Here is a 21963-nt window from a genome sequence, read left to right as displayed (position 1 = left end):
TCATCAGCATCGTTCAGCGATCTTCGCCAGCCAGCACTTCCTTGCCATCAAAATAATCACGCGTCAGCTTGAAGACCACCGGCGACAGCAGCGCCAGGCCGATCAGGTTCGGGATCGCCATCAAGGCATTGAAGGTGTCCGCCATCAGCCAGATGAGATCCAACTTGGCCATTGCGCCCAGCGGAATCGCGATCACGAACACGATGCGATACAGCATGATGGCACGCGTGCCGAACAGGTACTGGAAGCACTTCTCACCATAGAAGGACCAGCCAAGAATGGTGGTGAAGGCGAAGACCGCCAGCGCAATGGCCACCAGGTGGTTGCCCACCCCCGGCAGTGCTTGATCGAAGGACATCGAGGTCAGGGCCGCGCCGGTTTCCCCGGAAGACCACAGGCCGGAAGTGATGATGGCCAGAGCGGTGATGGTGCAGATGATGATGGTATCGATGAAGGTTCCCAGCATCGCGACCAGACCCTGCCGCACCGGATTCTTGGTCTGCGCCGCCGCGTGAGCGATGGGCGCACTGCCCAGGCCCGCTTCATTGGAAAAGATACCGCGCGCCACACCGAAGCGGATGGCGGCCATCACCGCTGCCCCGGCAAAGCCACCGGTCGCCGCGACCGGATTGAAGGCATAGGTGAAGATGAGACCGAAGGCATGGCCGATCTGGTCGGCGTTGATCACCAGGATGATGATGCCGGCCAGGAAGTAGGCGATGGCCATGAACGGCACCAGCTTGCCCGCCACGCTGGAGATGCGCTTGATGCCACCGAGAATCACGGCGCCGGCCAGCACCATCATCACCAGACCGGAGACCCAGTGCGGGATGGCGAAGGACGTTTCCAGCGCATCCGCGACCGAGTTGGACTGCACGGTATTGCCGATGCCGAAGGCCGCGAAGCAACCGAAGAAGGCGAAGGCGCCGCCCAGCCAGCCCCACTTGGCGCCCAGGCCGTTGCGGATGTAGTACATCGGGCCACCGACATGGTTGCCGGTGTCATCGACTTCACGATAACGCACGGCACACACGGCCTCGGCGTACTTGGTCGCCATGCCGACCAGCGCGGTGATCCACATCCAGAAGATCGCCCCCGGGCCACCCAGCGCGATGGCGGTTGCCACGCCTGCGATGTTGCCGGTACCGATGGTCGCCGACAGCGACGTCATCAGGGCATTGAAAGGAGAAATCTCGCCGTCGCCATCCTTGCCCGGCGCACGACCATTCCACAACAGCTTGAAGCCGGTACCCAACTTGCGAAGCGGCATGCCCTTCAGGCCTGCCTGAAGATAGAAACCGACCCCGAGCAACAGGATCAGCATCAATGGGCCCCAGACGACGCCATTGATGGCACTAAAGACGGAACTGATCATTTCCACGCAGATTTCCTCCGCTGAATTGTTGTTATCACACGATGCGCAGTGACTCGTGGCGGTGCCATCCCCAGGTGGGTGATCGACCCGCGACGAGCCTCCCACGGCATTTTCACCGTTGGGACAGCTCACATTAGCGGAAGCTATCTCACTTCACTAGCCCAACAGGGCTTTACGCTGGCAGGTGAGGCAATCATTGCGTAAAAAGTACGATGAGACTGCGTCAACTCGCATGTTTCATCGCCTCATCGTGTCTTCTGGCAGCAGATCCTGTGCCTGGTACTCTCGAGGCTGTTGAAAAAAGCCTCACAGACAAGCCGAGCCGAATGCCTGGCCGCATGCATGGCGTGGCAACGCTCAGCTGAAGACTCACTCGAGCCTTCAGCACTCTACATGCGCTCTCATCAAGTTCGGTCTGCTTGAACGCATCAGGCATTGACAGCCGACTCTTCACGACACAACATGGAAACAAGTTTCCGATAAGAAACACTCGGCACCATAGCGCGAGTTTGAGCGCCTCGCAACAGTGACCCGGACTTCCCCGCCCACTGGCGCGACCGATCTCCCGCGCTGCTGCGAGAGACACAGCTTCACGCGAAGTGTCACTGTGAGCTGGCAAGGCGCCGGGCGGGATGGCCAGCGATGGACGGCAATGAGCCAGGCAGGCCCGTGATGGCGGGCTTCATGAGTGAACCACGCAAGACACTGGACGCCCGAAGAGTGACAGACCACGATAGAGGTACGGCCGTCAGCAACACACGCCCAAAGTCGTAGCACCACGCGGCAGTCTGCCACTGCCACACGCCGGGACCTTGGGGCATAATGACGTACCGATTCCCTGAATCAGAAAATCTTTTCACATAGGAAAACACTCATGAGCAATATTCCCGCCACGCTGAAGTACACCGAGAGTCACGAGTGGGTTCAGGACAACGGTGATGGCACCGTGACCATCGGGATCACCGACCACGCCCAGGAAGCGCTGGGCGATGTCGTCTTTGTCGAACTGCCGGAAGTCGGCCGTGAGCTGGCGCTGGAAGAAGAATTCGGGGTCATCGAGTCCGTCAAGGCGGCCTCTGATCTGTACGCTCCGCTGGCCGGTGAAGTCATCGCCGTCAACGAGAGCCTCGAAGACGCGCCGGAATCCGTCAACGAAAGCCCCTATGACGATGCCTGGATTCTGAAGATGAAGGTCGCTGACAGCGCCGAACTCGACAAGCTGCTCGACGCTGATGCCTATTCTCAGCTGGTCGAAAGCGAAGCCTGATCGCCGTCAACCTCCTGTCCATGCCGCAGTCACTCAGGACAGGAGGTTTCAGCGCCTTTTCGCGCTCGCATACAGCCGTACTCGCATAAAGCCGCACTCGCGCACAGCCACCTTCGTGGCTGCGCCGCCCCGTTTCGATGGCACGACACCCCTGACTCGACCACTCCTGAAGGTCGCGCAGGGAATGAAACAACTGCAGCATGCTCGGCAGTGATGTCGATGCCCCCATGATTCCCGACGCCCTGCCCGCAGCCTTCTTGCTGGCACGGTGATGTTCCTCCCGCGGACTGTCACTTGCGGTCCCCGTTGCAGCACAGGATTCCTTGCATGGCTCACGAGACGCTTACCCTGGCCCAGCTGGCCGGACACGACGATTTCATCTCCCGTCACAATGGCCCGACCGCTGCCAATGTCACGCGCATGCTGGCGACACTGGGTGAAGACAGCATCGAGACACTGATCGACCGCACGGTGCCCACCGCCATTCGTCTGGGCCGTGAGCTGGATCTCGAAGGGCCACGCACGGAATCCGAAGCACTGGACTACCTGAAGCGCCTCGCGCGTCAGAACAAGGTCTTCAAGACCTATATCGGTCAGGGTTACCACAACACCCATCTGCCGGCGGTCATCCAGCGCAACGTGCTGGAAAATCCGGGCTGGTATACCGCCTATACGCCGTATCAGCCGGAAATCGCCCAGGGCCGTCTCGAAGGACTGCTCAACTTCCAGCAGGCGGTGATGGACCTGACCGGCATGGAGCTGGCCAATGCCAGCCTGCTGGACGAAGCCACCGCCGCGGCCGAAGCCATGGCGCTGTGTCAGCGCGGCAACAAGAAGAACAAGAGCAATCGCTTCTTCATCGCCGATGATGTCCTGCCGCAGACCCTGGACGTCATGCGCACGCGTGCCGACTACTTCGGCTTCGAGCTGGTCATCGATGCCGCCGAGAACGTCGGCGAGCACGACATCTTCGGCGCCCTCTTCCAGTACCCGGGCAATACCGGTCAGGTGCGTGATCTCGCACCGCTGCTGGACGCCGCGCGCGCCAATGGCGCGATGACCGTGGTGGCCGCCGACCTGCTGAGCCTGGTGCTGCTCAAATCGCCGGGCAGCCTCGGTGCCGACATCGTCGTCGGTACCTCCCAGCGCTTCGGCGTGCCGATGGGCTTCGGCGGCCCGCACGCCGCCTTCTTCGCCACTACCGACAAGCTCAAGCGCTCCATCCCGGGCCGCATCATCGGGGTCTCCAAGGACTCACGCGGCAATCCGGCGCTGCGCATGGCGATGCAGACCCGCGAGCAGCACATCCGCCGCGAGAAAGCCACGTCCAACATCTGCACCGCCCAGGCCCTGCTGGCCAACATCGCCGGCTTCTACGCCGTCTATCACGGTGCCGAAGGCCTCAAGCGCATCGCCACCCGCGTGCATCGCCTGACCAGCATTCTCGCCGAGGGCGTCACGCGCTACGGCATGGCACTGGCCCACGACAGCTGGTTCGATGCCATCACCGTGACCGGCGTGGATGAAGGCAAGATCCACGGTCGCGAGCTGACCCATGAGATCAACCTGCGCCACCACGGCGACGGCCGCATCACCATCAACCTCGACGAGACCACCACTGCCGCTGATGTCAGCGTGCTGTTCGACGTGCTGCTCGGCGAGGAGCACGGCCTGTCCGTCGCCGCGCTGGACCAGGACCTGCTGGCCAAGGGCGCAAGCGCCATCCCGGCGGCCTGCCAGCGTGACAGCGACTTCCTGACCCATCCGACCTTCAGCCGCTACCACTCGGAAACCGAGATGCTGCGCTATCTGAAGCGTCTGGAGAACAAGGACCTATCACTGACCCACGCGATGATTCCGTTGGGCAGCTGCACCATGAAGCTGAACGCGACCACCGAGATGATCCCGGTCACCTGGCCGGAGTTCGCCAACGTCCATCCCTTCGCACCCTCGGATCAGGTCGTCGGCTACAAGCAGATGATCGATGAGCTGTCGGCCTTCCTGGTCGAGATCACCGGCTACGACGCCATCTCCATGCAACCGAACTCCGGCGCCCAGGGCGAATACGCGGGGCTGGTCGCGATCCGTCGCTACCAGGCCTCCATCGGCGAAGGCGCGCGCGATATCTGCCTGATCCCCAGCTCCGCCCACGGCACCAACCCGGCCTCCGCCGCGATGGCCGCCATGAAGGTAGTGGTGGTCGAGTGTGATGCCAACGGCAACATCGACATCGCCGACCTGCGTGCCAAGGCCGAGCAGCACAGTGACAAACTGTCCGCGATCATGATCACCTATCCGTCCACCCACGGCGTGTTCGAGGAAACCGTGCGCGAGGCCTGTCAGGTCGTTCACGATCACGGCGGTCAGGTCTACATCGACGGCGCCAACATGAATGCCCAGGTCGGCATCTGCCGCCCGGGTGACTTCGGCGGCGATGTCTCGCACCTCAACCTGCACAAGACCTTCTGCATTCCCCACGGTGGCGGCGGCCCGGGCATGGGCCCGATCGGCGTCAAGTCACACCTGGCACCCTTCGTCTCCAACCACGTGGTCACCCCGCTGGAAGGCGTGAAGCCGGAATGCACCGCCGTCTCGGCCGCCGCCTTCGGTTCCGCGGCGATCCTGCCGATCTCCTGGGCCTACATCAAGATGATGGGCGCGCAGGGGCTGCGCGAAGCCACCGAGCTTGCGATCCTCAACGCCAACTACATCGCCACGCGTCTCGATGGGCACTATCCGGTGCTCTATCGCGGCAAGAACGGCACCGTGGCGCATGAGTGCATCATCGACATCCGCCCGCTGAAGGCCGCTTCCGGCATCAGCGAGGAAGACATCGCCAAGCGTCTGATCGACTATGGCTTCCACGCCCCGACCATGTCGTTCCCGGTGGCGGGCACGCTGATGGTCGAGCCCACCGAGTCCGAGTCGCTCTACGAGATCGACCGTTTCTGTGAGGCGATGATCGCGATTCGCACCGAGATCACCCGTGTCGAGCAAGGCGAGTGGACCCTGGAAGACAACCCGCTGGTGCACGCGCCGCACACTCAGGCCGACCTGATGGATGCCGAGTGGACACGCAGCTACTCCCGCGAGATCGGTGCCTTCCCGAGTGAACACGTCAAGGCGGCCAAGCAGTGGCCGGCCGTCAACCGGGTCGACAACGTGCATGGCGATCGTCAGTTGATCTGCTCCTGCCCGAGCATCGACCTGTATCGTGACTGAACAGCCGCGATTGAGGGCAGTGATTGAAAGCCGGCCATGAGGCAGTGATGAAACGCTGTCGCTGATCGCTGTGGCACAAAAACGCCCCTGCCGGGAAACCGGCAGGGGCGTTGTCGTTGCTGCTGTCTTACAGGAAACTGCTCGAAGGCGCACTGTCGCGCCAGTCGCAATTACTCCTTCCAGCTCTTGAGCAGCTCGTCGTAGGCGATGGTCTCGCCCTTGGGCTTCTCGTTGTCCAGCTTGGCCTTCGGCGCACCCGGCTGGGCGAACCAGTACTCCGCATCACGTTCCTCGTTGAGCTTCGGCCCGCAGTTGTCCATCACCTTGGCGCGCTCGAGACGCTCGAGAATGCGGTCCTGCGCCTTGGCCAGCCCATCGAGGGCTTCCTGCGGCGTGGCTTCGCCACTGGCGGCCTGGGAGATGTACTGCCACCACAGCTGGGCGAGCTTGGGGTAATCCGGCACGTTGGTGCCGGTCGGCGACCACTGCACCCGCGCCGGGCTGCGATAGAACTCGACCAGACCACCCAGCTTCGGCGCGGCATCGGTCATCGCCTGGGACTGGATATCCGACTCGCGGATCGGCGTCAGGCCTTCCAGGGTCTTCTTGAGCGAGACGGTCTTGGCGGTCACGAACTGCGCGTACAGCCAGGCCGCGTGACGATTCTTCTCCGGGGTGGAATCGAAGAAGGTCCAGGCGCCCACGTCCTGATAGCCAAGCTTCATGCCCTCTTCCCAGTACGGGCCATGCGGCGACGGCGCCATGCGCCACTTCGGAGTGCCATCGTCGTTGACCACCGGCAGGCCATCACGCGTCATGTCGGCCGTGAAGGCGGTGTACCAGAAGATCTGCTGGGCGATGTTGCCCTGGGACGGCACCGGACCGGACTCGGAGAAGGTCATGCCCTGAGCTTCCGGCGGTGCGTACTTGCCCAGCCAGTCGACATACTTGGTGGTGGCATAGACGGCCGCCGGGCCATTGGCCGCGCCGCCACGCGTCACCGAGGAGCCCACCGGCTGACATTCCTCGACACGAATGCCCCACTCATCCACCGGCAGGCCGTTGGGCAAGCCCTTGTCGCCGGCACCCGCCATGGAGAACCAGGCATCGGTGAAGCGCCAGCCAAGTGACGGGTCCTTCTTGCCGTAATCCATGTGGCCATAGACCCGCTTGCCGTCGATTTCCTTGACGTCATTGGTGAAGAAGTCGGCGATGTCTTCATAGGCTGACCAGTTGACCGGTACGCCCAGCTCGTAGCCGTACTTGTCCTTGAACTGCTTCTTCAAGTCTTCGCGCTCGAACCAGTCGGCGCGGAACCAGTACAGGTTGGCGAACTGCTGGTCCGGCAACTGATAGAGCTTGTCATCCGGGCCGGTGGTGAAATCCAGCCCGATGAAGTCATCCAGATCCAGCGTCGGCGAGGTGAAGGCCTTGCCGTCGCCTTCCATCATGTCGCTGATCGGCACTACCTTGCCATAGCGGAAGTGCGTACCGATCAGGTCGGAGTCATTGACGTAGCCATCGTAGATATTGCGCCCGGACTGCATCTGGGTCTGCAGTTTCTCGATGACATCGCCTTCCTGGATCAAGTCGTGTGTCAGCTTGATACCGGTGATCTCGCTGAAGGCCTTGGCCAGCACCTTGGACTCGTATTCATGGGTGGTCAGGGTTTCCGAGGCCACCTTGATTTCCATGCCGCGTAGCGGCTCGGCGGCCTTGATGAACCACTCGAGCTCGGACATCTGCTCGTCCTTGCTCAGCGTGGAGGGTGAGAACTCCTGATCGATCCATTTCCTTGCCGCATCCTGATACTGATCGGCCATGGCCTGGCCTGACAGACCCACCAACCCCGCTGCGGTAGCGAAGGCGATGGCATGACGCAGGCGTGCGGGTCGAATGACGTGTTGATTCATGGGATGTCCCTTCATTGGCGTTATTGTTGTGTTGCGCTTTCCAACCACCACTTCCGTCAATCACGTGCTACGCGACGCGATGCGCCGCCTTGCTCTCGGTGCTGCTGGTCCTCCTGCCATTCCAATCTGCTGTCGTTATCTGCTGTTCTGAAGTCCTTGCTGCCCTGATGACTCTTGCGTCTCGTTGAGCAGCTCGCGTTGTGCCCGGTAGAGCGATGCCGGCTTGACAGCCTCTCCCGGTGACTCGACACGCGCCTGCAGTGCATCCATCGGGGCAAGATGCGTGTAATTCGTCACGCCCTTGGCATTCATCACCCGCTCGTAATCGTGACGATTGGCGATACCCAGCGCATGCCCGCTGGCCCCGACGACCGTCGGCATGATCACCTTGCCGAAGTGGCTATCGGCGCGCATGAAGGGCCAGGCATCATGTGGCTCACCGGTATTGACCGGGTTCCACAGCACCAGCCCACGCAGATGATTGGGCTGGTGGCCGACACTGGCGCCCCAGCGGTCGCGCACGTGGCCACCGTGCTTCTGATCGAACAGGTTGTCGCGAGACTGCTGGCCGTGCAGCTCGATCCCGCTGTCACCGGCATGCTCCAGTTCAAGGTAGACGTTATGGGTCGCGTAACGGGCCACACCGGGCGCATGCCAGGCATGACTTTGGTCGATCACGTGGTCGGCCAGTACCTGATTGCTGTCACTGATCGTCATCGCGATATGTCCCGGCTTGCCGGTCATCCTCACGTCCTCGAGCGTCACCTGGGAACTGTGGCGCACCTTCACCCCCTGATTGAAGTCGGTGAGATGCACATCACGTACCCAGCCATCGGTGATGCCATCCAGGTCCAGCAGGCCGAAGCCGCTGTCGTCCTCGGCGCTGCGGTGATGCTTGAAGTGTCCTCGCCAGTTGCCCTTAAGCGTGATGCCTTCGACCCCGACCTCATGCGCCGGGTGGATGCGCGCGATACGCCATTGCTCACCGGGGAAGCGCTCGTGCACCACCGGCAGCGACAAGGTCAGTCGATTGCCCTCGCGTGCCATCACACGGTAACGCGCCCGCTTGATGACCCCATCCCGCTCGATCAACCAGCGCGACTTGCCGGTCCTGGCATCCTTTTCCATCTGATAGGGCGCCAGAGCACGTGCCACCGCTTGCGGACGCTTGTCGATGCTCTCCAGCAATACCTCATCCCCGGCCTTGAGCGATGACGCCTGGGCGTCATCCGCCTGTGCCACGCCTGCCAGTGTCACCGTGTCCTGCGTATCGGCAGGCTGCACGCGAGATGTCGCCTTCACGGACTGCCAGGCCTCCTGACTCCCGCCCTCGGCCAGCGTCCTGCCTTCCTCCAGATTGCCAAGATGCAGCAACCAGGGCGTGCTCCAGTACCAGCTGGCATGCACCGGCAGCATCGGTCGCGACTGGATGAGATGAGTCCTGTCACTTCCCTCTCCCGCCAGCGTCCAGTGACTGCCGACCAGGCTCAGCCCCTGCATCTTGAGCAATGCCTCGCGCAGTGACTGCTGACGCGCCTTGTCCGGGACTGCCGCCTTGAGTGCGATCATCCGTGCGTAGAACCAGTCGCGCTCCGCGGGACCGAACAACACATAGTCACCGGCGGGGAAATAGAGCACCCCATGGCGCTGAGGGCTGCCCGCATCGTGATCGCCCTGCTGCTGCCACTGGCGCATCGCGGCATGGGCCCTGATCACGGCCTGACGATCGCTCAGCTGATCACTGCCATCAGCGCCGTAATCCGTGACATCGAAGCGTCGCACACTGTCAGACTTTGTCCCTTCTCTCTCTACCTCTGGAGCGTTGGCTCCAGCCGCTGGGAGTTCTCCTCCCTGGTGATAGCCAGCTTGCGAGAAGTCCGGCAAGGGCAGCGGCTCGCGCTTGTCAGCCGGCAGTGCCTGATTGGCCTGCCACACTCGCTGATACGCCTGCCACAGGGGGGATTGCCCTTTGTCCTGCTGCCCGCCACTTGCAGAGTGGTCCTCTGAAGAATGCCCCCCGCCAGCCCCGCCCTGCTGATCCTCTACCGGCATGGGCGCCGCGACCCACCAGCCAATGGCAACGACACAGACGATGCTCAGTCCTGTCAGTCCCCAACGAATGACACGACGGCTTTTCCTGAGTGAGGTGGCGGCAGTGGTAGACGAGTGAAGCGATGGATCAGAAGACGACATGCAACAGGATTCCAGAGCGATGACAGATGACACTGGCTTGGCCAGTCAGAACCGCTTGGGACTCCTGTCAGCACCTCGGGTTCCGTGTTGCTGCCGGGCGACGCTGCCTGTCGTCAACGCTCACATTCATTCCCACATCTCACTTCACCTCTCGTTTCTTCACTTCTCGTTTCTTCTCATCGCCACATCCCCCCTCACTTCACCCTCACTTCACCCTCACCTCATCCCCACTTCATCAACACCAGCATCCAGACGACACAGACGATGCTGATCATCCATAGCACCTGATCGGTGAAGCCCAACCACAGCAGATGCAGCCAGCCGCTGGAGAGCAGGCCGATGAACAGTCTGTCTCCCCGCGTGGTCGCGATGGGCAGAAAGCCCTGGCGACTCAGCGTCGGGGTCACGAACTGCCAGGCGGTCATGCCCAGCAGCAGGGTGCCGATACCGGCAAAGAAGATTGACGTGGGCAGTGTCCAGGCCATCCATTCCATGATCATGTCCTCTTGTGGGCCGCCAGCAGAGACTGGCTGACGGCAATGACAGCGGTGCTTGTGCTGGCGCCGATCACACCCGGCCCAGCGCGAAGCCCTTGGCGACGTGATTGCGCACGAAGTAGATCACCAGAATGCCGGGAATCAGCGTCAGGGCGCCGGCGGCGGCAAGCACTCCCCAGTCGATGCCCGAGGCCGACACCGTTCGCGTCATCACCGCCGCGATCGGCTTCGCCTCCGTCGAGGTCAGGGTGCGTGCCAGCAACAGCTCCACCCACGAGAACATGAAGCAGAAGAAGGCGGTGACCCCGATGCCCGGGCGAATCATCGGAATGAACAGCGTCAGGAAGAAACGCGGGAAGCTGTAGCCATCGATATAGGCCGTCTCATCGATCTCCTTGGGCACGCCGGACATGAAGCCTTCCAGAATCCAGACCGCCAGCGGCACGTTGAACAGACAGTGCGCCAGCGCCACCGCCAGCGGAGTATCGAACAGTCCCACCGAGGAGTAGAGCTGGAAGAACGGCAGCAGGAAGACCGCCGGCGGCGCCATGCGATTGGTCAAGAGCCAGAAGAACAGATGCTTGTCACCCAGGAAGCGATAACGCGAGAAGGCATAGGCCGCGGGCAGCGCCACCGCCAACGAGATGAGCATGTTGAGCACCACGTAGCTCATCGAGTTCACGTAGCCCATGTACCAGCTGGGATCGGTGAAGATCACCCGATAGTTGTCGAAGGTGAAGTTCTCGGGCCACAGGGTCAGGCCGCCGAGAATCTCCTGATTCGACTTGAACGACATGATCAACAGCCAGTAGATCGGCACCAGCAGAAACAGCAGGTAGATCGTCATCACCAGACGCTTGCGTGTTTTCATCACTCGTCTCCTCAGGCGTCGTCACTGTCCTGGTGGGTCATGGCGGTATAGAACAGCCATGAAACCAGCAGGATGATGAGGAAGTAGATCAGCGAGAAGGCAGCGGCGCGTCCGAGATCGAACTGGCCGATCGCCATCTGGGTCAAGGTCTGGGACAGGAAGGTGGTGGTGGTACCCGGCCCGCCACCGGTGAGCACGAAGGGCTCGGTGTAGATCATGAAGCTGTCCATGAAGCGCAGCATGATGCCGATCAGCAGCACGCTCTTGAGCTTGGGCAGCTGGATGTAGCGGAAAACGGCCCAGGGCGAGGCACGGTCGATGCGCGCGGCCTGATAATAGACATCGGGAATGGCACGCAGCCCCGAATAGCACAGCAGCGCCACCAGCGACGTCCAGTGCCAGACATCCATCACCAGCACCGTCACCCAGGCGTCGGCCGGATTGGAGGCGTAGTTGTAGTCGATGCCCAGCTGGCCCAGCGCCCAGCCGTAGAGCCCGATGTCCTCACGCCCGATGATCTGCCAGATGGTGCCGACCACATTCCAGGGAATCAGCAGCGGCAGGGCCAGCAGGATCATGCACAGCGAGACCATGAAGCCCTTGCGTGGCATCGAAAGCGCCACGGCGATCCCCAGCGGAATCTCGATGGCGAGTACCGCGAAGGAATAGACGAACTGGCGAATCAGCGAGTCGTGCAGGCGCTCGTCACGCAGAATCTCGCGATACCATTCGGTGCCGACGAAGAAGCGTGTGGAGGGATCGAAGATGTCCTGCACCGAGTAGTTGACCACCGTCATCATCGGGATGATGGCCGAGAACGCCACCACGATGACCACCGGCAGCACCAGCCACCAGGCGCGATTGTTGTGTGTGCGTTGCATCAGGCGTTACCTCCCGGCTGCTCTCCACTTTCCCCTCTGGCAAAGCTGTCCGCCTCGCCGCTGTCGGGCGCGCCGGCCTGTGACAGGTCCAGCAGATGCTCATCCAGATAGAAGCGCTGCCAACGGGCCGGCAGACGCAGACGGACACGACCAGCAGGGATAGGCGCATCCTCCTCGATACGTGCCTTGAAGATGCAGCCGCCACCGATGTCGAGATCCACCACCTTGTAGGTGCCAAGATCCTGCACCAGCGTGACCTGACCACTGAGCCAATGCTCACGAGCGTCGGAAACCGCCGCAGCGGGTGAGCTGTCGCTGGCCTCGAGCTCGACGAATTCGGGGCGAATGCCCAGCTTCAACTCGCCCTTGCGCTCCGCCAGTGTCGCCAGCAACATCCGAGGCAGATGCAGCAAGGGCGCCCCCTCCCCCGTGCCGAGCCGCGCGCCATCTGATTCCAGCGTGATGCTGGCCAGGTTCATGCCCGGCGAGCCGATGAAGTAACCGACGAAGGTGTGAGCGGGGTCTTCGAACAGTTCACGCGGGGTACCGAACTGCACGATGCGGCCTTCATACATCACCGCGATCTTGTCGGCGAAGGTCGAGGCCTCCAGCTGATCATGGGTGACGTAGACCATGGTGATGTTGAACTGCTCATGGATCTGCTTGAGTTTGCGGCGCAGCTTCCACTTGAGATGGGGGTCGATGACCGTCAGTGGTTCATCGAACAGGATGGCGGCCACGTCATCACGCACCAGCCCGCGCCCCATCGAGACCTTCTGCTTCTCGTCAGCCGTCAGGTTGCTGGCACGCCGCGTCAGCAGGTCTTCCAGCTCCAGCACCTGGGCGATCTCACGCACCCGGGACTGCACCTTGTGCTCCGGCTGGCGCTGATTGCGCAGCGGGAAGGCCAGATTGTCGAAGACCGTCATGGTGTCGTAGACCACCGGGAACTGGAACACCTGGGCAATGTTGCGCTCTTCCGGCGGCAGCCGATTGACCACGCGGTCATCGAAACGTACCTCGCCTTCCGAGGGCGCCAGCAGCCCGGAGATGATATTGAGCAGCGTACTCTTGCCGCAGCCGGACGGGCCGAGCAGTGCATAGGCACCGCCCTGCTCCCAGACATGGTTCATGCGCCGAATGGCGTAGTCACTGTCAGCCGTAGGCGCCGCCAGGTAGCTGTGCGCCAGATCATTGAGGTGTATTTCCGCCATCAGGCCAGCCCTCCGCCAGTCATGATGAGTCGCTCGGGCGAGCGGATCAGGGCACCATCGCGGCTCTTGTCATCCGCGAAGACGAACAACTTGTGCGCGGGGGCATAGACCCGGATGGCATCATCCACATCGAAGTCGTGGATACCGGACAGGTGCAGCACCAGCGAGTGATCGGCATTGCTGACATGCAGGAAGGTCTCGGAGCCGGAGATCTCGGCGATATCCACCGTGACGGCGAACTCCAGATCATCATCCGCCAGCGGCGCCAGCCCCAGATGGCTGGGACGGATACCGAAGCGATAGGCCCCGCTATCGAGCCCCACCAGTGGTGTGGGCAGCACGAACCGGCTGCCCTGCTCGCCGGCACTGGCGGCACCGGAGAATGCCAGTTCACGCCCACGCACCTCGGCCTCGAACAGATTGATCTGTGGCTCGGAGTAGAGCTTCGCCGCCTCGACACTCACCGGATGATGGTAGACGGCCTCGGTAGGCCCGGACTGCAGCACCCTCCCTTCATGCATCAAGGTGGTGGTGCCGCCGAGCGCCAGCGCCTCACCGGGTTCGGTGGTGGCGTAGACGGCAATGGTGTTGCGGGTCGCGAACAGGCTGCGCATCTCATGGCGCAGCTCTTCGCGAAGCTTGTAATCAAGATTGACCAGCGGCTCATCGAACAGCACTAGGTCGGCATCCTTGACCAGCGCCCGCGCCATGGCCGTCCGCTGCTGCTGGCCGCCGGAGAGCTCGGCTGGCTGACGCGCGAGAAACTGCTCGATATGCAGCATCTCGGCGATCTCGTGCACACGACGACGAATCTCGTCAGCCGGCATGCGCGCCAGCTTCAGCGGCGAGGCGATGTTGTCGTAGACGCTCAGACTCGGGTAGTTGATGAACTGCTGATAGACCATCGAGATATTGCGCTCACGCACCGGACGGCCGGTCACGTCCTCGCCGTTCATCACGATGCGGCCGTCACTGGGGACATCGAGACCCGCCATCAGGCGCATCAGCGACGTCTTGCCGGACAGGGTGCGTCCCAGCAGCACATTGAAGGAGCCGGGCTCGAAGGTCAGGTCCACCCTGTCGATATGGGTCTCGCGGCCAACCCGGCGGGTGACCGCCTCAAGGCTCAAGGACATGGCGCTGTCTCGTCTGGTGAAAGTCATCGGGGCAAGGACACGGCCAGCCACTGCCGAGTGTTCATACCCACCTGGTGACTCTCATATAGCGAACCCTGTGCCAGCCGCGCGCAATCCCGTCGTCACAGACACCCTCCACACGCCCTCGGATACCGCCAGATCGCCCTCTTTCGCTGATCATTCAGCCACTTGCCAGATGCGACCAAGGCAGGGGCAGACCATGGTCTAGCCCGTCATCCGCCGCGTCTGCCGCTACTCTGATGAACAGTGTCTGAACACTGGAGTCCTCGGAACTGAACACTCGCCACGCACAAGTGAACATTGCCGTGAACACTCCCCCAGACCGATAACAGCATCAATAACAACAGAGGCCTGAAAGGCCCGCCGCACAAGGGATGTCTCATGACAGCACGCCATCATTCCGCCAGCCACGTCGACAACCATGTCGATAACCACGTCGATAACCACGTCGATAACCACACCGCCACCACCCCAGCTCACTCCACGCCCCATCCCGCCGCTGCTCCCCTGGCACTTCAGCATTCCTCACTGGTATGTCCGCCGGAAGAGCTCGTCTGGCGTCAGCGTCAGGCCGCCAGCCTGATGGCGACGGTGGCGTCAGCGGTGGTCGGCCATACCCTCAACCTGCTCGATCACTGGCAGGCGTGTCTGGTACTGACCGACCGCGACGGCGTGGTGCTGGCAAGCTACGGCCATCAACAGCTGCTGGGCAATGAGGCCGCCCTGTTGCACCCTGGCGCGCGCTGGCGTGAGGAGTCGCTGGGTCACAACGCCATCGCCGAGACCCTGAATGCGCCGCGCGCCAATCGCCTGGCACGCATCGCCCTCGAGGCGCATGACGCCGAATGCCTCAAGGGGCTGGCCAGCGCCAGTGCCGCACTGCTGGCGCCCGCCAGCTGGAGTGCCAGTCGCGGCCTGACGCCCGGCGCCTGCGAGGGGTGCCTGGGACTGATCTGCGATCCCTACCGTGTGCGCCAGTACAGCCTCGGCATGCTCGGGGTACTGGCGGATGACATCGAGCAACGCCGTCTGGGCGAGGCACATGGGCACGACCATCACCTGTTGCGCCTGCATCTCAACCGCTCGCAGCTGGACTCGCCCAGCGCGGCCCTGCTGGCCGTCACGCCGCAAGGTCAGGTCGCGGCCGCCAGTCGCAGAGGGCTGCAACTGCTGGCAGCGCACCTTGAGCTCCCGCCATCGCCAGGTTGCGCGGAACGCCCCGCGGACAACGACAGCTGCGCCACCCGCGATGACCTCCATCTGTTGCTGGGCCAGCCCCTGGCTCGCTGGCAGCTGGACTGGGCACCGTTGGCCCGGCTTGACGACGCGGAATGCCTGATGCTGTCGCAACACCCGCATTTCACGGGCTACACCTTGTGCAGTGTCCTGCCCAGGCCACGCATTCAGGCACGCGCACCAGCCAGCCCCCCCACCGATGAGCGAGCTGGCCCGCTGGCCACTCAGGCCGCTGCCTGCCACCCGAGCCTTGCGCGCCTGCATCACGGCGATGCCGGCTGGGCCAGGGTCTGCGAACTGCTGGCGCGACTGGTGAACGCTCACCTGCCACTGCTGCTGCAGGGCGAGACAGGTGTCGGCAAGGAAGAAGTGGTCAAGGCGCTGCATCAGGCCAGTCATCGCGCCCATCAGCCGCTGGTCGCCATCAACTGCGCGGCATTGCCTGATGAGCTGGTCGAGGCCGAGCTGTTCGGCTATCGGCGCGGCGCCTTTACCGGTGCCGACCCCGCCGGACGCGAAGGCCGCCTGATCGAGGCCAATGGCGGGCGTCTGTTCCTGGATGAGATCGGCGACATGCCGCTGCATGTCCAGGCGCGTCTGCTGCGCGTGCTGCAGGAACGTGAAGTCACGCCGCTGGGCGGCGGCAAGCCGCAGCGAGTCGACTTCGAATTGGTGGCCGCCACCCACCAGCCCCTCAGCGAGCTGGTCAAGGCCGGGCGCTTCCGGGCGGACCTCTACTATCGCCTGTGTGGCGCCAGCATCACCTTGCCGCCGCTGAGGGAGCGTCACGACATCGCCGGCCTGAGTCGTGCCCTGCTGACACGGCTGTGTCGAGAGCAGCAACGTGAGCTGCCGCGCATCACGCCCGCCTTTCTCGATCGTCTCACCCGACATGACTGGCCCGGCAACGTGCGCGAACTGGACAACGTGCTGCGTTTGGCGCTGGTACTGTGCGATGGGCCGGTCCTGGAGCCGTGCCATGTGATACTGGCGGGCGACTGTCTCGCATCACAGAATGATTGTCCCGCATCAGAGAACGAGATTGCCCACCAGCCCTCGCAACCGACCGGCCTGCCCTCGCTGCATGATCTCTCCAGTGCCGAGGAGCTGCAGAGCGCGCTGGACGCGCTGGGCGGCAACGTCTCGCGTCTCGCGCGGGAGCTCGGCATCAGCCGCACCACACTCTACAAGCGACTCGGCGCGGCCTGACGCAGCAGGCTTCTCCTCAAGCCCTGTCTTCAAGCCCCGGCCCTGAAACGCCCGTGCCCCCGCAGACAGACTCTGCGGGGGCACGGGCGTTTCTTGCGACTCCGGTTTCTCACCGCCATCAAGTGCTCAGCACTCAAGGGCAGAGGACTGAGGATAAAGGAAAAGGATCAGCTCGGCGTCAGGCCGCGCAGACGTTCATTGCGCCGGCGAATCAGCTCCAGTGTCGTCAGCAGCAGGATCGAGACCAGTACCAGCAGCGTGGCCACCGCCAGAATCGTCGGGCTGATCTCCTCGCGGATACCGGACCACATCTGGATCGGGATGGTGGTCTGCGCCGGCCCGGCGATGAACAGCACCACCACCACCTCATCGAACGAGGTGATGAAGGCGAACAGCGCACCGGACACCACCCCCGGCGTCACCAGCGGCAGGATGATGCGGAAGAAGGTGCGACTCGGACTGGCCCCCAACGAGTGCGCCGCACGTGTGAGCGAGTGATCGAAGCCGGATAGCGTCGCCGTCACCGTGATCACCACGAAGGGAATGCCCAGCGCCGTGTGCGCCAGAATCACGCCCAGATAGGTCTGGGTCAGCCCCAGTTTCGAGAAGAAGAAGAACATCGCCGCGGCGCTGATGATCAGCGGCACGATCATCGGCGAGATCAGGATCGCCATGATGGTATTGCGAAACGGCATGAAGCGGCTGGAAAGCCCCAGTGCGGCAAGCGTGCCCAGTACCGTGGCCAGCACCGTCGCGCACACCGCCACGATGATGCTGTTCTTGATCGAGCGCATCCACTCATCCGAGGTGAAGAACTCCTGATACCAGCGCAACGAATAGCCATCGGGGTCCAGCGACAGCATCTTCTCCGAGAAGGTGAAGTAGGGTTCGGCATTGAACGAGAGCGGAATGATCACCAGGATCGGCCCGATCAGGAACAGGAAGATCAGCGCGCACAGCACGCAGAACACCCAATGCCAGATCCGCTCACCACGAGTTGCATAGGAAGGTATGGCCATCTGTCACCCCAGTTTGACCTTGTCCACACCGATCAGACGGTTGTAGACGAGATAGAAGAGGATCACCACGACCAGCAGGATCGAGCCGATGGCCGCTGCCAGCCCCCAGTTGAGCGAGGTCTGCATGTGATAGGCGATGAAGTTGGTGATGAAGCGGCCCGACTGCCCGCCCACCAGTGCCGGCGTGATGTAGTAGCCGATGGAGAGAATGAAGACCAGAATCGAGCCCGCCCCGATGCCCGGCAGGGTCTGCGGGAAGTAGACGCGCCGGAAGGCGGTGATCGGCCCGGCACCCAGAGAGCGCGCCGCATGCATGTAGCTGGGCGGAATGGTCTTCATCACCGAGTACAGCGGCAGGATCATGAACGGCAGCAGGATGTGGGTCATCGCGATGATGGTGCCGGTCTTGTTGTAGATCATCTGGATACGCGCCTCCTCGGCGAGTATCCCGACGCCCACCAGCATGTCATTGAGCACCCCTTGCTGCTGCAGGATCGCGATCCAGGTAGTGGTGCGTACCAGCAGCGAGGTCCAGAACGGCAGCAGCACCAGGATCATCAGCAGATTGCCGCGACTGGCCGGCAGGGTCGCCAGCAGCCAGGCCACCGGATAGGCAAGCAACAGACACAGCCCGGTGATCGCGGCGCTCATCCAGAAGGTACGGATGAACAGCGAGACGTGGATCTGCAGATACTCCGGTTTCTCGATGATCTCTCCTGTCGGTGAGAACTGGCGATCCACCGCCGCCAGGTAGTAGGAGGCGGTGAAGGGCGACGATTCACGCTTGATCAGACGCCAGATGTCAGGGTCCTCCCAATCCTCATCGGCCTTGATCAGCGCGGCCTTGTAAGGGGCCTCCATGCGACCGGCACGGCGGGCGCTCTTCATGAACAGCGACCGCATGCCGGACTTTTCGTAGTTGAGACGCGAGGCGACGCGCCCGAGATTGCGCGCCTTGAGTCCCGCGGCCAGGTCCTGCGCCAGGGCGGCGTAGGCGGCCTCTTCCGGCAACCCTTCGCCATCCCAGTCGACCAGCGCCTCACTGGTACGCGGCAGATAGGTGGAAACTTCCGGGTTGTCGACACTGCGTGACAGCATGTCGAAGATGGGCATGACGAATGCCAGCCCGATGAAGATCAACAGCGGCGCCACCAGCAGCAATGCCTTGATGCGGCTGCGGCGGATGGCGCGGTTGAGGCTCTGTTTCAGCGGTACGCCATCGGCGGTGGTCAGCGCCGCGCCGGGGGCACCATTGGGGTCATGTGCTGCGCTTCCGGACGTGGCCGGGGCGGAGGAATCGCTCATCCTGCACTCCTTGATCGGCTATCCGAGGGTGCCTGGACCGCCAGCCGAGTCCCGCATGACAGGGACGCAAGCCAACCTGGCGGAATCGAGCATGGCCGACGGGCCATCAGGCATGATCAAAAAGGCCCCGGCGCGCGATCGTGCGCCACCGGGGCCAGCGGGTCAGTGCAGAGGTCAGCGTGCCAGCCAGGCGTTGAAGCGCTGGCTCAGCTCATCGAGGTTGTCGGCCCAGAATTCGTCATCCTTGGGGATGGCGGTCTCGAAGTTGGGGCCATAGGTGGGCATGTGCGGCTTCATGTCGATGCCGGTGTCCGCATGAGTGGAAACCAGTGCCGCGGAGGAGGTACGCGCCGGTCCGTAGGAAATGTACTTGGCCTGGTCCGCCAGACGCTGGGTATCGGTGGCGAACATCAGGTAATCCTTGACCTTGTCGAGCTTGCCGGTCGGCACGACCCAGCCATCCAGTTCGAAGACCTGGGCATCCCAGACGATGGAGAATGGCTGTTTCTCGTTGACCTCGGCATCGAAGATGCGGCCGTTATAGGCCGAGGCGAAGGCCACTTCCTTGTCCGCCAGCAGCTGCGGTGGCTGTGCACCCTCTTCCCACCAGATCACGCTGTCCTTGATGGTATCGAGCTTGGCGAAGGCGCGTTCGATGCCTTCCTCGGAATCCAGCACCTCGTAGACATCTTCCGGGGCCACGCCATCGGCCACCAGCGCCCATTCCATGTTGTTGATCGGCTTCTTCTGCAGAGCACGCTTGCCGGGGAACTCCTCGAGATTGAACACGTCATCGATGGAGTCCGGCTGCTTGTCCTCGGGGAACATCTCGGTATTGAAGGCCACGATGTTGGAGTAGACGATCTGCGGCACGAAGCATTCGCTGAGCGAATTCTCGATGAAGTCTTCGCTGGCCGGTGTGCCGTCCGGCGCTGCCGCGAACAAGGTGTCCGGGTCCAGCGGCTCGATCAGCCCTTCCGAGCAGGCGATCAGCGCATCACTGGGCAGCATGTCGACCAGGTCCCAGGTGACGTTGTCGGCCTGGACCTGTGCGCGCAGACCGGAAAGCGCATTGGATGACTTGTCGATATTGACGACGGTGTCACCGCTCTTCTCTTCCCAGGGCTGGTGATAGGCCTTGTTCTGACTGTCGGTATAGGCGCCGCCCCACGAAACGATGTTGAGCGTCTCGGCCTGGGCCGCACCGGCGCTCATGCCGGCCGCTGCCACGGCAACCGCCAGCAGGCTCCGCAGCGGCATGCCCGGGCGCGAGGTAGTGAATGACGCGGTGAACTGATTGATGACTGACATGGATGAATCTCCCTGATTTCTTGTTGTTGTGCTGCACTCTTGTCGCGAATCGTGCTGTTGCTCTCTCAAGCAAGGACTGCGTTGGTCTCCTGTGCTGCCGTCAGGCATCCAGCGCCCGGCAATCACAGGCATCCCAACCGACCTGCAAGGTCTGCCCGGGCCGCAAGGGCGGATAGCCCTCGGCGTTGGGGGTCTTGATGATGAACTCGTCACTACCGCATACCGAGACACGCGTGCGTAGATGATCGCCAAGATAGATCACCTCGAGCACCTCGGCGGCGAAGACATTGTCGGGTGGACTCATGACGCCCGCGGCCCCCGGCTCTTCCGCCGACAACAGGCGCACCCGCTCCGGGCGCAGCGACAGCTGGGTGCGCTCGCCGACCTCATTGACAGCCACCTTGAGCGCCCGTACCTGTTCGCCACTGTCGAGGGTCACCGTGCAATGCTCACCCTGAGCGTCGAGCTGCGATACCTGGCCGTTGAGGCGATTGTTCTCGCCGATGAAATAGGCGACGAAGGCATTCTCCGGCGCTTCATAGAGCGCTTCGGGAGTCGCCAGCTGCTGGACGATGCCGTCATTGAAGACCGCGATGCGATCCGACATGGTCAGCGCTTCCGTCTGATCGTGGGTCACGTAGAGCATGGTGACGCCGAGACGCTGGTGGATGCGCTTGATCTCGAACTGCATCTCTTCACGCAGGTTCTTGTCCAGTGCGCCCAGCGGCTCGTCCATCAACACCAGCTCCGGTTCGAAGACCAGCGCTCGTGCCAGGGCGACCCGCTGCTGCTGGCCACCGGAAAGCTGCCCCGGGCGACGATCGCCGAATTCGCCAAGTCGCACCATGTCCAGCGCGTTGGCTACCTTGGTCGAGATTTCCTCCTTGCTCATGCCGCGCACTTCAAGCGGAAAGGCCAGGTTCTCGGCCACGCTCATGTGTGGAAACAGCGCATAGTTCTGGAAGACCATGCCGATACCGCGCTTGTGCGGTGGCAAGTCGTTGATGGGGGTACCGTCGAGGAGGATGTCGCCGTGGGTCGGCGTTTCGAAGCCTGCCATCATCATCAGGCAGGTGGTCTTGCCGGAACCGGACGGCCCCAGCAGGGTGACGAACTCGCCGCGCTGGACTTCCAGATTGAAGCCCTTGACCACCAGCGTTTCGCCGTCATAGCTCTTTTGCACATCATTGAAGATCGCGAAGCAGGAGCTGGTCTCCTGCGGCGCGTCGGGCTCAGCAGTCATGACCATGCGGGGTATCCATACGTGTTGTTGTTATCGTGGAGCAGGTGATC

15 protein-coding genes are annotated in these 21963 nt (G+C 62.6%); 3 read left to right on the top strand and 12 right to left on the bottom strand.

The features are described 5' to 3' along the window. Positions 1 to 13: 13 nt before the first annotated feature. A complete protein-coding gene (locus tag F8A90_RS06110) occupies positions 14 to 1375 on the bottom strand; it encodes an alanine/glycine:cation symporter family protein (protein ID WP_205700840.1) in 1362 nt (453 codons plus the stop codon). An 874-nt stretch (positions 1376 to 2249) separates the two neighbouring features. Here F8A90_RS06110 and gcvH point away from each other — a divergent pair. Then, positions 2250 to 2642, top strand: a complete 393-nt coding sequence (gcvH, locus tag F8A90_RS06105) for a glycine cleavage system protein GcvH (protein ID WP_043334495.1) — start codon at positions 2250 to 2252, stop codon at positions 2640 to 2642. Between the two features lie 327 nt (positions 2643 to 2969). Continuing rightward, positions 2970 to 5864, top strand: coding sequence for an aminomethyl-transferring glycine dehydrogenase (gene gcvP / locus F8A90_RS06100; RefSeq protein WP_200019397.1), 2895 nt, complete (start codon positions 2970 to 2972; stop codon positions 5862 to 5864). Between the two features lie 170 nt (positions 5865 to 6034). On the opposite strand, the gene F8A90_RS06095 is transcribed toward gcvP, so the two are convergent. The 7 genes from F8A90_RS06095 to F8A90_RS06065 form a co-directional block, all read right to left on the bottom strand. Next, entirely contained in the window at positions 6035 to 7687 is a 1653-nt protein-coding gene (locus tag F8A90_RS06095) for an ABC transporter substrate-binding protein (protein ID WP_240499748.1), read from the bottom strand. Positions 7688 to 7912: 225 nt separating this feature from the next. Continuing rightward, complete coding sequence (locus tag F8A90_RS06090; protein WP_200019395.1) at positions 7913 to 9970, bottom strand: DUF4955 domain-containing protein; 2058 nt, start codon at positions 9968 to 9970, stop codon at positions 7913 to 7915. Between the two features lie 221 nt (positions 9971 to 10191). Beyond that, complete coding sequence (locus F8A90_RS06085; protein ID WP_200019394.1) at positions 10192 to 10464, bottom strand: DUF2160 domain-containing protein; 273 nt, start codon at positions 10462 to 10464, stop codon at positions 10192 to 10194. Between the two features lie 73 nt (positions 10465 to 10537). Further along, the gene (locus F8A90_RS06080) at positions 10538 to 11338 is read right to left on the bottom strand and encodes a carbohydrate ABC transporter permease (RefSeq protein WP_166019522.1); all 801 of its coding nucleotides are present in this window, start codon (positions 11336 to 11338) and stop codon (positions 10538 to 10540) included. Between the two features lie 11 nt (positions 11339 to 11349). Next, positions 11350 to 12219: a carbohydrate ABC transporter permease gene (locus tag F8A90_RS06075; RefSeq protein WP_043334509.1), complete on the bottom strand. Its 870-nt coding sequence runs from the start codon at positions 12217 to 12219 to the stop codon at positions 11350 to 11352. Next, positions 12219 to 13433 carry an ABC transporter ATP-binding protein gene (locus F8A90_RS06070; protein ID WP_200019393.1) on the bottom strand — a complete coding sequence of 405 codons (1215 nt, stop codon included), beginning with the start codon at positions 13431 to 13433 and terminating at the stop codon, positions 12219 to 12221. The genes F8A90_RS06075 and F8A90_RS06070 overlap by 1 nt, the downstream gene beginning before the upstream one ends. Further along, positions 13433 to 14569: an ABC transporter ATP-binding protein gene (locus F8A90_RS06065; RefSeq protein WP_200019392.1), complete on the bottom strand. Its 1137-nt coding sequence runs from the start codon at positions 14567 to 14569 to the stop codon at positions 13433 to 13435. The genes F8A90_RS06070 and F8A90_RS06065 overlap by 1 nt, the downstream gene beginning before the upstream one ends. Positions 14570 to 14971: 402 nt before the next feature. Between F8A90_RS06065 and F8A90_RS06060 the strand changes: the two genes are divergently transcribed. Next, the gene (locus F8A90_RS06060; protein WP_200019391.1) at positions 14972 to 17035 is read left to right on the top strand and encodes a sigma-54-dependent Fis family transcriptional regulator; all 2064 of its coding nucleotides are present in this window, start codon (positions 14972 to 14974) and stop codon (positions 17033 to 17035) included. 167 nt (positions 17036 to 17202) lie between these two features. Here F8A90_RS06060 and F8A90_RS06055 read toward each other — a convergent pair whose 3' ends face one another. The 4 genes from F8A90_RS06055 to F8A90_RS06040 form a co-directional block, all read right to left on the bottom strand. Next, positions 17203 to 18054: an ABC transporter permease gene (locus F8A90_RS06055; RefSeq protein ID WP_192837922.1), complete on the bottom strand. Its 852-nt coding sequence runs from the start codon at positions 18052 to 18054 to the stop codon at positions 17203 to 17205. Positions 18055 to 18057: 3 nt separating this feature from the next. Next, entirely contained in the window at positions 18058 to 19359 is a 1302-nt protein-coding gene (locus F8A90_RS06050; RefSeq protein WP_200019390.1) for an ABC transporter permease, read from the bottom strand. Between the two features lie 174 nt (positions 19360 to 19533). Further along, positions 19534 to 20670 (bottom strand): extracellular solute-binding protein, encoded by a 1137-nt coding sequence (locus tag F8A90_RS06045; protein ID WP_233593461.1) that lies wholly within the window; start codon positions 20668 to 20670, stop codon positions 19534 to 19536. A gap of 100 nt (positions 20671 to 20770) precedes the next feature. Then, a complete protein-coding gene (locus tag F8A90_RS06040; protein ID WP_442778891.1) occupies positions 20771 to 21919 on the bottom strand; it encodes an ABC transporter ATP-binding protein in 1149 nt (382 codons plus the stop codon). Between the last annotated feature and the right edge of the window lie 44 nt (positions 21920 to 21963).

Origin of the sequence: Cobetia sp. cqz5-12, assembly GCF_016495405.1 — a bacterium.
Classification (GTDB): Bacteria; Pseudomonadota; Gammaproteobacteria; order Pseudomonadales; family Halomonadaceae; genus Cobetia.
This window is presented reverse-complemented; position numbering and strand designations above follow the sequence as displayed.

Bases quoted from the DNA above. Each gene is read 5' to 3' on its own strand.
- F8A90_RS06110 (WP_205700840.1), bottom strand. From the start codon at position 1,375: ATGATCAGTTCCGTCTTTAGTGCCATCAATGGCGTCGTCTGGGGCCCA.
- gcvH (WP_043334495.1), top strand. From the start codon at position 2,250: ATGAGCAATATTCCCGCCACGCTGAAGTACACCGAGAGTCACGAGTGG.
- gcvP (WP_200019397.1), top strand. From the start codon at position 2,970: ATGGCTCACGAGACGCTTACCCTGGCCCAGCTGGCCGGACACGACGAT.
- F8A90_RS06095 (WP_240499748.1), bottom strand. From the start codon at position 7,687: ATGGCCGATCAGTATCAGGATGCGGCAAGGAAATGGATCGATCAGGAG.
- F8A90_RS06090 (WP_200019395.1), bottom strand. From the start codon at position 9,970: ATGTCGTCTTCTGATCCATCGCTTCACTCGTCTACCACTGCCGCCACC.
- F8A90_RS06085 (WP_200019394.1), bottom strand. From the start codon at position 10,464: ATGGAATGGATGGCCTGGACACTGCCCACGTCAATCTTCTTTGCCGGT.
- F8A90_RS06080 (WP_166019522.1), bottom strand. From the start codon at position 11,338: ATGAAAACACGCAAGCGTCTGGTGATGACGATCTACCTGCTGTTTCTG.
- F8A90_RS06075 (WP_043334509.1), bottom strand. From the start codon at position 12,219: ATGCAACGCACACACAACAATCGCGCCTGGTGGCTGGTGCTGCCGGTG.
- F8A90_RS06070 (WP_200019393.1), bottom strand. From the start codon at position 13,433: ATGGCGGAAATACACCTCAATGATCTGGCGCACAGCTACCTGGCGGCG.
- F8A90_RS06065 (WP_200019392.1), bottom strand. From the start codon at position 14,569: ATGTCCTTGAGCCTTGAGGCGGTCACCCGCCGGGTTGGCCGCGAGACC.
- F8A90_RS06060 (WP_200019391.1), top strand. From the start codon at position 14,972: ATGACAGCACGCCATCATTCCGCCAGCCACGTCGACAACCATGTCGAT.
- F8A90_RS06055 (WP_192837922.1), bottom strand. From the start codon at position 18,054: ATGGCCATACCTTCCTATGCAACTCGTGGTGAGCGGATCTGGCATTGG.
- F8A90_RS06050 (WP_200019390.1), bottom strand. From the start codon at position 19,359: ATGAGCGATTCCTCCGCCCCGGCCACGTCCGGAAGCGCAGCACATGAC.
- F8A90_RS06045 (WP_233593461.1), bottom strand. From the start codon at position 20,670: ATGTCAGTCATCAATCAGTTCACCGCGTCATTCACTACCTCGCGCCCG.
- F8A90_RS06040 (WP_442778891.1), bottom strand. From the start codon at position 21,919: ATGGTCATGACTGCTGAGCCCGACGCGCCGCAGGAGACCAGCTCCTGC.